Origin of the sequence: Paenibacillus herberti (genome assembly GCF_002233675.1) — a bacterium.
In the GTDB taxonomy this organism is placed as follows: domain Bacteria; phylum Bacillota; class Bacilli; order Paenibacillales; family Paenibacillaceae; genus Paenibacillus_O; species Paenibacillus_O herberti.
On record NZ_NMUQ01000002.1, the window covers coordinates 905,404 to 917,288 of the forward strand.

Sequence of the window (11,885 nt, forward strand, 5' to 3'; positions counted from 1 at the left end):
AGGTTCGAGGTGGAAGCGCAGCAATGCGTGCAGCTGACGAATACTAATCGGTCGAGGGCTTATCCAAATCAGTGAAGCAACAGCCGGTCAGCACGGCGTATCGTTCGATCCAGTTTTCAGGGCGCAAGCCTACGCCTTGAGTAATGCAGCACGTTTGGTGGCGATGGCGGAAGGGAACCACGCGTACCCATCCCGAACACGACCGTTAAGCCTTCCAGCGCCGATGGTACTTGGACCGCAGGGTCCTGGGAGAGTAGGACGTCGCCAAGCACAATGCAAACCGTACCGCCACATCTTCGGATGTGGCGGTTTTTTGTTGTAATGCTGTTCTAAATTGGATTACTTTTCTAATTGGAACCCAGTCTTACATTCACTTTATACAAATAAAGGCCGTTAAATTCCCTTGAAAGAAGGGTAATGAAGACTGGGGTAAGGCAGATTAGCGATGATAATAAGAAAAGAATGGTTCTTCAAATGGTAGCTTTAGAACACCGTCTCTTTTTTCGTTGTGCAAGCGGATAAGAGCATAAACAAGTGGAGCCTGAAGCCATAGGTGAATTATTAAGTATCCAATTAAAAATGTGATTTCAGTCCAAGGGTATAGAGCTGCAATGGAGCAGATTCCAATCCAAAGTGTATGCAGCTGTAATCTTTGGAATACGGAGAGCTCTATGGGTAGGACAGGCATGTAACCAGGAAAAGGCAAGTCCCTTCTCCACTGCCAGCGACTTGAGATAGACTCTAGTGAACGGCGGCGCAGCAGCGCCATGCGAATGACAACTGCATGCAGAAACGGAATTAGAAATACACCTGTTACTAGGCTGATCACTGCTGGCAAAGGATCTGCTATGAGCAAGGAAATAGCAAGCAGCACTCCTGAGCTATAATAATAGCGAATAAAGCCAGCCGTAAAAGGAATCTTGCGGACAAGACGGTATTGATAGATCGTAGCTTCCTTTTGTTCAGAAAGAGGCTGGAACATGGGCATCTCCTTGGTAACCACAATGGAATGAGGCGGAAAACCCACCATTTAGGGGGATAATCACCAGTCGGGAACTGGAGCATAAGATGTATCAGTCCAGCAAGCAAAACCGACTCTTGCTTATTATACTGAAGATAAGGTATAAATTGCTAGAATTGAGGACATGATGATAATATCATTTTACTTGAAAGAAAGGCGGATGACTGATGCATGATGAAACATTATGCAAATGCATCGTGTGCGGCGAACTAAAGCCCCATGATCAGGGACTTCGAATTGTAACTGAATTTATTTGTGGCAGCTGCGAGAATGAAATGGTTCAAACTGATGTGTTGGATGAAAAATATCCCTTCTACGTTCACCAGATGAAGCAGATCTGGATCCATAAAAACGCCTAAGTTTTCACCGCTAGCCGGTGAAAGCTTTTTTTTGTGGCTATGTCTCTTTACAATTAAGAATAGCAATAGCCAATGAGAGAATGTGAGGATATAGATGAAGATGAAAATAATTACGATGCCCATTGTGGAGATGCTGCAAAGGCATGCAGAGAAGGACCCGCTTTCCTTTCACGTTCCAGGACATAAAGGCAAAATTCCGCTGAGCAATGTTGGTGAGATGTCTGCCGAGGAGCAACTGTCCATAAGCCAGTCAGACTCCTGGTCTCTGTTTGAGGCCATTTTCCCAATCGATGTGACGGAGCTAAGTGATACCGATGATCTGCATGATGCTGGTGGTGCCATTGCGGAAGCTCAGCAGTTGGCGGCAAATTTTTTTGGCGCTGAGGAAACGTCTTTTCTGGTTGGGGGAAGTACGGCTGGCAATCTATCGCTTGTATTGGGCTGCTTTGAGCGGGGGGATGTGATTCTCGTACAGCGAAATGTACATAAATCGGTACTGAACGGGCTTAAGTTAGCTGGAGCATCCGTTGTGTTTCTGGACACAGAGCATGATTCCACAAGTGGGCTTCCAGATCTACCGATGATAGGAACCGTGGAAAAAGCTCTTAACCGTTGGCCGCATGCTAAAGCGGTATTCCTTAGTAATCCCAGCTATTATGGCTGGTCGCGCAATTTACATCCTTATGCCGAATTGGTCCATCAGTGGGATCGGCTGCTGCTTATTGATGAGGCTCACGGAGCTCATTACGGACTGCATCCGCGGTTCCCATCCAGCGCTCTTCAGGCAGGGGCCGATGCGGTTGTCCAATCTACTCATAAAACACTTCCAGCAATGACGATGGCAGCAATGCTGCATATGCAAGGGGACAGATTGAACCGCGATAGGGTCAAGCAAATGCTTGCGGCGTTACAAAGCTCTTCTCCTTCGTATCCCTTGATGGCTTCATTGGATATGGCTAGAGGAATGCTTTCACAGTATGGTGCAAAATGGTTTGAGCCTGGCCTGCATGCAGCTGATGCCATAAGGGGTTGGTTAAGAGAGCGGAGTAGCCGGTATGGATTGGCCGAGGATTTGCTGCATAACGAGGACATCCGTACGGATCCGTTGAGGATTGTTTTTTATGACCAAGAGGGAAGTGAAACGGGGATCGAGCTGCAGAAGCAGCTGGAGCGTAGAGGATGCTGGGCGGAAATGGCGGATGACCGCTATGTCGTACTTCTCGTTGGTGCGCAGAGTTCAAGCGAGGAGACAGAGCGGCTGCTGGAAGCGCTGATCGATATGGAGAAAGAAGATAACGGATCTGCAAGCTCGCCAAGTGTTAGGATAAAAATGGCTGATGAAGCTCATGGAATTCCGGCAATTGAGGGAGGCAGCTCGGTTATAAAGCCAATAACACGCGAGCTGGCAGAGCCGATCGTGTTGGAGCGATTTCCTCTGGAGCCGCATAGGCTAGAGCAGATACCCCTTTTACAAGCCGTTGGAAGGAAAAGTGGCGAGACGATCGTGCCGTATCCACCGGGAATCCCGATTTTAATGGAGGGGGAAACGATCCGGAAGGAAACGGTAGAGCTGATGAGTCGGCTTCAGGCAAGTGGTGTGCGTTTCCAGGGAATGAAGCTGTCTGAAAAAGGGCTTGTAAGGGTAATGTGTATTGAAAGTGTGTAATACTTTGCATGACCTGGCTTAGGGTCAGATTGTAATGCATCACAGGTTTCATTCTAGGTTCAAGCCCATTGTCATGGTATGATAGGAGAAACCATCACGCAGGGAGTATGAATGTGAGCAAAGGATTGTTTATTACGATAGAAGGCGGCGAGGGAGCCGGAAAAACGACCCTCATAAAGCTGCTGGAAGCTGAACTTCAAGCAAAAGGGTTGCCCGTGCTGATTACTCGTGAGCCAGGTGGGATTCCCATCGCAGAGAAAATTCGCGAGGTCATCCTTGATCGTTCGCATACGAGCATGGATGGACGTACTGAGGCGTTGTTATATGCGGCGGCGCGCAGGCAGCATCTCGTCGAGAAGGTTGTGCCTGCGCTGGAAGCCGGCCACTGGGTCATATGCGACCGCTTTATAGACAGCAGTTTGGCTTACCAAGGCTACGCCAGAGGGCTAGGCATGGAAACAGTGCGGGAAATCAATCGTTATGCGATTGAACAATGGATGCCGGATGTGACGCTTTATCTGGATCTGCCTCCCGAGCTTGGGTTAGCCCGCATCGCGGCAGCCAGTCAGCGTGAGGTGAATCGGCTTGATTTGGAAGCAGAATCGTTTCACCGCAAAGTTCGGGAAGGTTATTTGCTGCTACAGGAGCAAGAGCCAAAACGGATCGTTAAACTGGATGCAAGCGGAACACCGGAGGATATTTTCAAGGAAGCAAGTCGGATCATCTTAAGCCTACAAGCAGGAATTAAGGCGGAAAATGTCTAATTTTTACTTATAGAATAGGAGGGGTGAGGATGAAGCTAGTCATCGCCGTTGTTCAAGACAAAGACAGCAATCGGCTCTCGAATGCACTGGTTCGTGAAGGGTTTCGAGCTACTAAGCTTGCCAGCACGGGGGGCTTTCTTAAGGCGGGCAACACCACATTCATGATCGGGATTGAGGATGAGCGGGTTCATGAAGTGTTGCATTGCATCCGCTCCAACTGCAAGGTGCGTGACCAACTGGTGACGCCGGTGTCGCCAATGGGCGGAACGACAGACTCCTACATCCCATTCCCGGTAGAGGTTCAAGTAGGCGGCGCAGCTGTATTCGTGCTTCCAGTTGAACGTTTCGAACACTTCTAATAGGAGCCGATAACCGATGAAAATTGATCCCGGGTACCGGCCAGTTGGCCAGGACCGATTACGCGACAATACTGCCGGCCGCCCGGTGCAAGCTAAGTCTTTCGCCGATGCTATGCTCCAGCAGAACGGCAATCGCACCAGAGAAGAGCTAGCACAGAAGCTGCAAGACATCCAAGCGCAGGGAGAACGGCTAGCCCGTTCCATGACGGTGCGCGAGCTTAAGGCTTACAAGGCGATGGTCAAGCAGTTCCTGGAGCTGACGGTCCGCCGCGGCGTCGGCATTAAGGATGTGCGCAGCATGGATCGCAGAGGGCGGATCAAGCGGCACAAACTGCTCGATGAGGTTGATGAGAGCCTGCTGGCCATGGCCGAGGAGCTGCTGCAGAGCGAGCAGGGCAGGATGCAGTTGCTGCAGAGCGTCGGTGACATCCGCGGCATGCTGATTAATTTGCTATTCTGAAAGGAACACCGATGAAACTTGCAGCTATTCCCGGCCAAGAAAAGGCCAAACAAATTCTGCAGCATGCGCTTCGCAGCGGCAGGGTATCCCATGCTTACCTGTTTGCCGGGCCAAGCGGAACCGGCAAGCTTCAGGCGGCGCTTGCATTCGCGCAGGCGCTTTTTTGCCTATGCGGCGGCGATGATGCCTGCGGGGAGTGTCTGGAATGCCGCAAGTTCGAACACGGCAATCAGCCTGACTTGCATCGCATCGCGCCGGACGGGCAGTCCGTCAAGCTCGGCCAGATTCAAGAGCTGCAGCGAGAGATGTCCTATCGGACATCCGATAGCAGCAGCCGAAAGGTATATGTCATCGAGAAGGCAGATTCGATGACGCTGCAGGCGGGCAATAGCCTGCTAAAATTCCTCGAGGAGCCAGTTTCGCCGACGGTGGCGATTTTGCTTGCGACGCATACAGGTGCAGTACTGCCGACAATCGCCTCGAGGTCACAACCGGTTCCATTTCTTCCTTATTCCGCCGAACAAATGCTAGAGCAGCTAATTGCCGAGGAGCATCCTCCGGTGTTGGCTCGAGCGGCGGTGCATTTGGCCTCGGGATTAGACGGAAGCCGCGCTATTATTGAACAGATTGGGTTTGCAGAAATCCGAAATGTAGTGATACAATTAGGTAAGGAGAGCTTGTCTCGATTTACTGCGGCTTTGGTGACCATCCAGCAGCGTCTGTCGAAGACAGACCTGGGCGCCGATTCGCAGCTGCTTTTGTCCTTATTGGTATTGTGGTTTAGAGATATGATTCATTATCAGGCCGGACGGTCGGATAAGATGGTTTTTATAGATCAGTTGGAATGGATTAGTGCCCATGCCTTCACGAAGCCGGTATCTTACTGGGTGTCGTGCATGGAGCTTACGCTGCAGGCAGCGGGGATGATCAAGGCGAATGTCGCTCCCCAGCTGGCATTAGAGCAATTAATGGTACGTCTACAGGAGGGCTAAATCCTTGTATAATGTCGTCGGTGTCCGCTTCAAAAAAGCGGGCAAGATCTATTACTTTGATCCCGTCGAGCATCCCGTAGGCACGGACCATTACGTTATTGTGGAAACGGCTAGGGGTGTGGAATACGGCAAAGTCGTAGTCGGACAGAAACAGGTAGAAGAATCGGACGTAGTTCTCCCTCTCAAGAAAGTCATCCGCATCGCCAGCGACCAGGACGCCAAGGTAGTTGATGAGAACCGTGCCGCTGCCCAGGGAGCTTTTACAACCTGCTTGGACAAGATTCGGGCACATGGACTCAAAATGAAGCTGGTGGATGTAGAGTTTACGTTTGACCGCAACAAAATTATTTTTTATTTTACGGCAGAAGGTCGTATTGATTTCCGTGAACTGGTCAAGGATCTGGCCAGCGTGTTCCGTACCCGGATTGAGCTGAGACAAATCGGCGTACGGGATGAAGCCAAGATGCTGGGAGGTATCGGCCCTTGCGGGCGGGTTCTCTGCTGCTCCTCCTGGCTGGGTGATTTTGAACCTGTGTCGATCAAGATGGCGAAGGATCAGAGTCTTTCCCTCAACCCTACGAAAATCTCTGGATTATGCGGCAGACTTATGTGTTGCCTGAAATTTGAGCATGATAACTATGAGAGCGTGCGGGAAGAGATGCCTTCTGTCGGCAAGACGGTTGTCACCTCGCTCGGGGAAGGCCGCGTCACAGGTATCAATGCATCGTCCAAGACGGTATATGTCCAGCTCTATGATGTGAGTGGACGGCCGAAGGAACTGCCGATTGATGAAGTTGTAATCAAGTAAGGCCGGCTCTTAAGCCGGGCTTGGACGTCATGCAACAAAGCTCTGGGGTGTGAGTTCTTGGACAATAAAGATCTTTTCCTGCATTTGGATGAGCTTGAAACAAAGCTTGGGGGATTTCACAAAGAGCTGAGAGAGCTGAAACTTAGCGTCAAGCAATTGCTTGAGGCGAACAAACAGCTTTCTATAGAGAATCGGCAGCTCCGAAAGGTGCTCAAAAGAGAAACCAACCCTCATCTTGATCCGGCCCGGCAGCCGGCAAAGGCCGGAAGTGTTGCTTCCGCGTCGAACTCCCTGCCTGAGGATCCATCAAGAGAAGCTGATGTTTCAGCCGTTGGAGAAGGGCATGATAATTTGGCCCGTTTATATTATGAAGGTTTTCATATTTGCAATGTAAATTACGGTCATTTGAGAACAGAAGGGGATTGCTTGTTCTGTCTCTCGTTTTTGAACAAATAGTTCTTACAAGGACCCGCTTGCGGGTCCTCTTTGTCGTAATGGGGCGTTTCAGCTTATCCCACATGACTATTGTTCATGTCCGCAGGAAGGAGTTAATGATGGAGTTTGATTTACTGCCCAGCGAAAGGCTGGATGATCTGCTATCCCATAATCTGCGTATCATCCAAAGCCGGGAGGTATTCAGCTTTTCGATGGATGCGGTGCTGTTGGCACGATTCGCAGGCATCCCTAAACGCGGGAGGATTATTGATTTATGTACCGGCAACGGAGTTGTCCCTTTGTTATTGTCGACCCGGACTTCGGCCTCTATCGATGCGGTTGAAATTCAGCCGCGACTTGCCGACATGGCGCGCAGAAGCGTGGAGCTGAACGGACTGCAAAATCGCATCCAAGTGGTCGAGGGTGATCTTAGGGAACAAGCCAAGCTGCTTGGATACGGGAAGTATGACGCTGTGACGGTTAATCCACCGTATTTGCCGCCATCCAGTGGGGATCGCAACGAAAACGAGCATTATGCGGCAGCAAGGCATGAGATGAACGGTACGCTGGAAGAAATTGTGGAGCAGTGTGCCAGGCTTTTGCGGACGGGCGGGAAAGCTACGATGGTACATCGCCCAGCAAGGCTTGTTGAGATTATCGCGGCTATGACCCGTTGGAAGCTGGAGCCGAAACGGATTCGTTTTGTGCATCCTCATGCTGGCGCGGAAGCGAATATGGTGCTGATCGAGGCGATGCGCGATGCCAAGCCTTCGGTGAGGCTGTTGCCACCGCTTATCGTTTACAGGGATCAGCAGCAGTACAGCGAGGAAATTATGGAGATTTATTTTGGACAAGAAAGGGGGAAGATGGATGCAACTGCAGAAGAGCTTCGCGCAGACGGATAAAGGCACGCTGTATCTCGTAGCAACGCCGATCGGGAATCTCGAGGATATGACGATGCGCGCGATTCGAATTCTCAAGGAGGTCTCGCTTATCGCAGCGGAGGATACCCGTCAGACTCGCAAGCTGTTGAGCCGATTCGAGATCGAGAATCGATTGGTCAGCTATCATGAGCATAACAAGGCGGCGAGCGGCCCCGAGTTGTTGCGGTTGATGGATGAGGGCAGCAGTATTGCGCTCGTCAGCGATGCTGGAATGCCGGCTATCTCCGATCCGGGAGCGGATCTCGTGCGTGAAGCGGCACAGCGAGGAATTCCTGTCGTGCCTGTGCCGGGAGCCAATGCAGCGTTGTCTGCGCTTATTATGTCCGGTCTTCCGACAGAGCGATTCACTTTTGCTGGCTTCCCTCCACGGGATAAGAAACATTTGGATAAGTGGCTACAGGAGCTGAAGTTGCTCCCGGGAACGCTTTTGCTATATGAGTCGCCCCATCGGATCAGCAAAACGCTGCCTATCCTGCTGCAGGTTCTCGGTGATCGGGATGCGGCTATGATTCGTGAGCTGACAAAGCGTCATGAGGAGGCTGTGCGCGGCACAATCTCGGAGTGTATCACTCATTTGGAGGAGCATCCACCACTAGGAGAGTATTGTCTCGTTATTGCGGCGGGTGAGCCGGAGGAGGCTCTTCCTGGCTCTATCTGGTGGGAGCAGCTCGACTTGGAGCAACATGTGGAGCATTATGAACAGCAAGGTAGCGACCGTAAGGAAGCGGTCAAGCAGGCTGCTGCTGACCGGGGGCTCTCTAAGAGAGACGTATATAATGAGGTTATGCGCAAATAATTCATAGAGTCAGCTGTAGCTACATGGGCTGCTCAATGGATGGATTTCACGTAGAGGAGTAAAAAAAGACCTTCCTGGGCTACAAAGAGCTCAGGAAGGCAAGTAAGGAGTATAAAAAGGTTAGAAATACCTTGGGTTAAGTTGCTAAAAACAATTATAACTGATTTTTTCTATTTTGTCACAGGGGTAGGCATTTCAGAAAGACAAGCATTGCAGACAATTTTTCCTTTGAAGTACGAAACGTTTTCAGCGTTGCCGCAGAAGATACAAGCAGGCTCATATTTCTTGAGCATGATGCGCTCCCCATCAACATAAATTTCAAGCGCGTCCTTCTCACCAATACCCAGCGTACGGCGAAGTTCAATCGGAATAACGACACGTCCAAGCTCGTCCACTTTACGGACAATACCGGTAGATTTCATCATTAGCAAATTAACCCCTTTCATATATCGTCATTGTTCGACATAATACTACTTTTTATGATTTCAATAATACCAACGATTCCCAAAACAGTCAACCTGTCTTTTCTTGCGCGAATTGCATAAGAATGGAGCATTACAAGCCATGTAAGGGAATGGAATCTTAGATAATCTTACTACAAGCTGAATTCATTTGGAAATGAAAATGCGACAACATTCGACAAACAACCTATGATTTTGTCGAAAATATGAACAGAAAGCCGGGTGGGAGTAAATGACGAGACTAGAAGAGGAAAAAGTTTTCAAAGATCCTGTCCACAAATACATCTATGTTCAGGATCAATTAATCTGGGATTTAATCAATACGCCAGAGTTTCAGCGGCTGAGAAGAATTCGGCAACTCGGTACGACTTATTTAACTTTTCATGGTGCTGAGCACAGCCGATTTAGCCATTCCTTGGGCGTTTACGAAATAACTCGCCGCATCATATCGCAATTCGAAAGAAGCGAGTATCGGGACTGGCCGCGAGAGGAAAAGTTGGTCTGCCTTTGTGCGGCGTTGCTGCATGATCTGGGACATGGTCCCTTCTCCCATTCCATTGAGGAAGTCATGGAGTTCGACCATGAGGAGTGGAGCTGCCATATAATAGAAGGTAATACAGAAGTGAATCGCTTACTCAGCGCTGTAGAGCCTGATTTTCCAACTAAAGTTGCCTCGATTATCCGCAAGACTTATGAGCAGCCGATCGTTGTCAATTTGGTTTCCAGCCAGATGGATGCGGACCGGATGGACTATTTGCTCAGGGATGCATATTTCACTGGAGCTAACTACGGAACCTTCGATCTGGATCGAGTTCTACGGGTATTGAGACCTCATCAAGGGCGAATTGTGGTGAAGGAAAGTGGCATGCATGCGGTAGAGGATTATTTGATGAGCCGATACCAAATGTACTGGCAAGTTTATTTTCACCCTGTTACTCGCAGTTCCGAGATTATTTTGCGCAAAATTCTTCTCCGAGCCCAAGAGCTTTGCCACTCCGGCTACTCCTTCCGCTGGATTCCCGAGCCAATCATGCGGTTGTTCCGACAAGAGCTTGATGTCCCTACTTATTTGAAGTTAGATGAAGCACTTGTGCAAACGGCTTTTGCTGCGTGGACCGAGGAGGAGGACAAGTTGCTGGCAGGGTTATGCTCTAGATTTCTTCATCGCAAATTGTACAAGTATATAACCTTTGATCGGGAGCATGAATCAGAAGCACAGCTCTGTTTAGAGGAGTTGGTTGCTGCAGGAATGAATCCAAATTACGAGTTGGAAATTGATTTTCCGTACGATCTTCCCTATCATGTGTACCGTTCCCCTGTGGAGGGGCAGAGCGAGGGTGGACGAGGTAAACCTCCGATTCTGCTGCTTGAGCCACATGGCGGATTGACGGAAATTTCGCGGCGCTCCGATGTGGTGCAATCGATTACGGGTATGCATCGAGGGCAGTACCGTCTTTACTATGATGAGGAAGCGGCTAAGCTGATTTCACATCGCCTAAAACCCGGCGTTCTGACCAGACTTGGACTGGACGCGTAACGAGAAAGGAGTCGAACGATGACTGGATTAATCGACACACATACACATTTGGACTCAACTAAATTCGACAATGACCGCGATGAGGTTATTGCGCGCGCCAGGGAAGCTGGCGTGGAGCTGCTTTTTAATGTCGGCTTTAATCGGGAGACGATTCCGACAACGATGGAGCTTGTCGAAAAGTATCCTTTCATCTATGGCATCATCGGCTGGCATCCGACAGATAGCGTGGACCTCAAGGAAGGTGATCTCGATTGGATCGAGTCGTTGATGACTCATCCGAAGGTCATTGCTTTGGGCGAAATCGGCCTGGATTATTATTGGGATACCTCACCGAAGGATGTTCAGCAACGGGTGTTCCGCGAACAGATTGCGATTGCGAAGCGCACTCGCAAGCCGATTGTCATTCATAATCGCGATGCGCACGAAGATGTAGTTCGTATTTTGCGTGAGGAGAATGCGGCAGAGGTTGGAGGCGTCATGCACTGTTACTCGGGAAGCTGGGAAACAGCTAAAAAATGCCTGGATATGAATTTTTATATCTCGTTTGGTGGACCTGTAACGTTTAAAAATGCCAGGGTACCAAAAGAGGTGCTTGCGCAGGTTCCGCTCGACCGTCTGTTGCTCGAAACGGACTCTCCATATTTGGCTCCACACCCCCATCGTGGGAAGCGGAATGAGTCCTCATTTGTGACCCTTGTTGCCGAGACAGCAGCGGAAATAAAAGGTAGAACTGTCGATGAAATCGTTTCCATTACCTCGGCGAATGCAAGAAAATGTTTCCACATTTCTTGAAAATAAGCGATAAAGGGTGAAAAAAGGGCCTGTGGGCTAGATAAATTGACCTTTCCTTGGCTAAAAAGCGGGAAACCGTTGAAATAACCTTCATTTTGGCTAATAGAGCATTTTATCGCGTCTTTACAATCGCTTGACGGAAACGGTATGATTCAACACAGAGCTTTGAGTGATGCAGTTTTTCATCATTCGCTTAATCTCCTCATTTGGGGAGAGCGGGGGAACCAATACAGTCCATATTGGCAAGCTATACATATCCGTTTTCGGGTGTCACTTGTCAGGGCAAGCTGTACTTTTCCAGGGGTGAATTCGCCGGGACCACGAGCAGGGTCCGCAGGCCGATAGGGCAGCTCTCTTGTCCGAACCCGTCAGCTAACCTCGTCAGCGTAAATAAGAGAGATCAACCTCGTGTTTTACTTCCATTATTCGTGATCAACCCGGGAAGCCACGAAACAGATCCTCTGTCGACGGCTTCTTTTTGTTTGAATATT

At 49.7% G+C, this 11,885-nt stretch carries 14 protein-coding genes, 1 rRNA gene and 1 riboswitch; of the genes, 13 read left to right on the top strand and 2 right to left on the bottom strand.

Annotation, left to right across the window (positions count from 1 at the left end):
• The first annotated feature begins 153 nt into the window (after positions 1-153).
• Positions 154-270: ribosomal RNA gene (gene rrf / locus CGZ75_RS16425) — 5S ribosomal RNA — on the top strand.
• A 169-nt stretch (positions 271-439) separates the two neighbouring features.
• On the opposite strand, the gene CGZ75_RS16430 is transcribed toward rrf, so the two are convergent.
• Positions 440-982, bottom strand: coding sequence for a hypothetical protein (locus CGZ75_RS16430; RefSeq protein WP_089525343.1), 543 nt, complete (start codon positions 980-982; stop codon positions 440-442).
• 206 nt (positions 983-1,188) lie between these two features.
• On the opposite strand from CGZ75_RS16430, the gene CGZ75_RS16435 reads away from it, so the two are divergent.
• From CGZ75_RS16435 to rsmI, 10 genes are all read left to right on the top strand, one after another.
• Complete coding sequence (locus CGZ75_RS16435) at positions 1,189-1,380, top strand: sigma factor G inhibitor Gin (protein WP_089525344.1); 192 nt, start codon at positions 1,189-1,191, stop codon at positions 1,378-1,380.
• 94 nt (positions 1,381-1,474) lie between these two features.
• Positions 1,475-3,046, top strand: coding sequence for an aminotransferase class I/II-fold pyridoxal phosphate-dependent enzyme (locus CGZ75_RS16440; RefSeq protein ID WP_089525345.1), 1,572 nt, complete (start codon positions 1,475-1,477; stop codon positions 3,044-3,046).
• Between the two features lie 113 nt (positions 3,047-3,159).
• The gene (tmk, locus tag CGZ75_RS16445; protein WP_089525925.1) at positions 3,160-3,810 is read left to right on the top strand and encodes a dTMP kinase; all 651 of its coding nucleotides are present in this window, start codon (positions 3,160-3,162) and stop codon (positions 3,808-3,810) included.
• A gap of 29 nt (positions 3,811-3,839) precedes the next feature.
• Positions 3,840-4,169, top strand: coding sequence for a cyclic-di-AMP receptor (locus CGZ75_RS16450; protein WP_089525346.1), 330 nt, complete (start codon positions 3,840-3,842; stop codon positions 4,167-4,169).
• A 16-nt stretch (positions 4,170-4,185) separates the two neighbouring features.
• Positions 4,186-4,629: a YaaR family protein gene (locus CGZ75_RS16455; RefSeq protein WP_089525347.1), complete on the top strand. Its 444-nt coding sequence runs from the start codon at positions 4,186-4,188 to the stop codon at positions 4,627-4,629.
• 11 nt (positions 4,630-4,640) lie between these two features.
• On the top strand, positions 4,641-5,621 hold the full coding sequence (holB, locus tag CGZ75_RS16460) for a DNA polymerase III subunit delta' (protein WP_089525348.1): 981 nt from the start codon (positions 4,641-4,643) through the stop codon (positions 5,619-5,621).
• Between the two features lie 4 nt (positions 5,622-5,625).
• Complete coding sequence (locus tag CGZ75_RS16465; protein WP_089525349.1) at positions 5,626-6,429, top strand: PSP1 domain-containing protein; 804 nt, start codon at positions 5,626-5,628, stop codon at positions 6,427-6,429.
• Positions 6,430-6,486: 57 nt separating this feature from the next.
• Complete coding sequence (locus tag CGZ75_RS16470; RefSeq protein WP_089525350.1) at positions 6,487-6,885, top strand: initiation-control protein YabA; 399 nt, start codon at positions 6,487-6,489, stop codon at positions 6,883-6,885.
• Between the two features lie 95 nt (positions 6,886-6,980).
• Positions 6,981-7,769 carry a tRNA1(Val) (adenine(37)-N6)-methyltransferase gene (locus CGZ75_RS16475; protein WP_425436501.1) on the top strand — a complete coding sequence of 263 codons (789 nt, stop codon included), beginning with the start codon at positions 6,981-6,983 and terminating at the stop codon, positions 7,767-7,769.
• The gene (gene rsmI / locus CGZ75_RS16480) at positions 7,735-8,604 is read left to right on the top strand and encodes a 16S rRNA (cytidine(1402)-2'-O)-methyltransferase (protein ID WP_089525352.1); all 870 of its coding nucleotides are present in this window, start codon (positions 7,735-7,737) and stop codon (positions 8,602-8,604) included. The genes CGZ75_RS16475 and rsmI overlap by 35 nt, the downstream gene beginning before the upstream one ends.
• Positions 8,605-8,774: 170 nt before the next feature.
• On the opposite strand, the gene CGZ75_RS16485 is transcribed toward rsmI, so the two are convergent.
• The gene (locus CGZ75_RS16485; RefSeq protein WP_089525353.1) at positions 8,775-9,029 is read right to left on the bottom strand and encodes an AbrB/MazE/SpoVT family DNA-binding domain-containing protein; all 255 of its coding nucleotides are present in this window, start codon (positions 9,027-9,029) and stop codon (positions 8,775-8,777) included.
• Positions 9,030-9,297: 268 nt separating this feature from the next.
• Between CGZ75_RS16485 and CGZ75_RS16490 the strand changes: the two genes are divergently transcribed.
• Entirely contained in the window at positions 9,298-10,602 is a 1,305-nt protein-coding gene (locus tag CGZ75_RS16490; protein WP_089525354.1) for an HD domain-containing protein, read from the top strand.
• A gap of 18 nt (positions 10,603-10,620) precedes the next feature.
• Positions 10,621-11,394: a TatD family hydrolase gene (locus CGZ75_RS16495; protein ID WP_089525355.1), complete on the top strand. Its 774-nt coding sequence runs from the start codon at positions 10,621-10,623 to the stop codon at positions 11,392-11,394.
• Between the two features lie 180 nt (positions 11,395-11,574).
• Positions 11,575-11,796, top strand: a riboswitch (cyclic di-AMP (ydaO/yuaA leader).
• Positions 11,797-11,885 lie beyond the last annotated feature (89 nt).

What these genes read in the sequence shown, in the direction of transcription:
- CGZ75_RS16450 (WP_089525346.1), top strand. Translation starts at nt 3,840, where the DNA reads ATGAAGCTAGTCATCGCCGTTGTTCAAGACAAAGACAGCAATCGGCTC.
- rsmI (WP_089525352.1), top strand. Translation starts at nt 7,735, where the DNA reads ATGCAACTGCAGAAGAGCTTCGCGCAGACGGATAAAGGCACGCTGTAT.
- CGZ75_RS16455 (WP_089525347.1), top strand. Translation starts at nt 4,186, where the DNA reads ATGAAAATTGATCCCGGGTACCGGCCAGTTGGCCAGGACCGATTACGC.
- CGZ75_RS16435 (WP_089525344.1), top strand. Translation starts at nt 1,189, where the DNA reads ATGCATGATGAAACATTATGCAAATGCATCGTGTGCGGCGAACTAAAG.
- holB (WP_089525348.1), top strand. Translation starts at nt 4,641, where the DNA reads ATGAAACTTGCAGCTATTCCCGGCCAAGAAAAGGCCAAACAAATTCTG.
- CGZ75_RS16495 (WP_089525355.1), top strand. Translation starts at nt 10,621, where the DNA reads ATGACTGGATTAATCGACACACATACACATTTGGACTCAACTAAATTC.
- CGZ75_RS16430 (WP_089525343.1), bottom strand. Translation starts at nt 982, where the DNA reads ATGTTCCAGCCTCTTTCTGAACAAAAGGAAGCTACGATCTATCAATAC.
- CGZ75_RS16485 (WP_089525353.1), bottom strand. Translation starts at nt 9,029, where the DNA reads ATGATGAAATCTACCGGTATTGTCCGTAAAGTGGACGAGCTTGGACGT.
- CGZ75_RS16475 (WP_425436501.1), top strand. Translation starts at nt 6,981, where the DNA reads ATGATGGAGTTTGATTTACTGCCCAGCGAAAGGCTGGATGATCTGCTA.
- CGZ75_RS16490 (WP_089525354.1), top strand. Translation starts at nt 9,298, where the DNA reads ATGACGAGACTAGAAGAGGAAAAAGTTTTCAAAGATCCTGTCCACAAA.
- CGZ75_RS16440 (WP_089525345.1), top strand. Translation starts at nt 1,475, where the DNA reads ATGAAGATGAAAATAATTACGATGCCCATTGTGGAGATGCTGCAAAGG.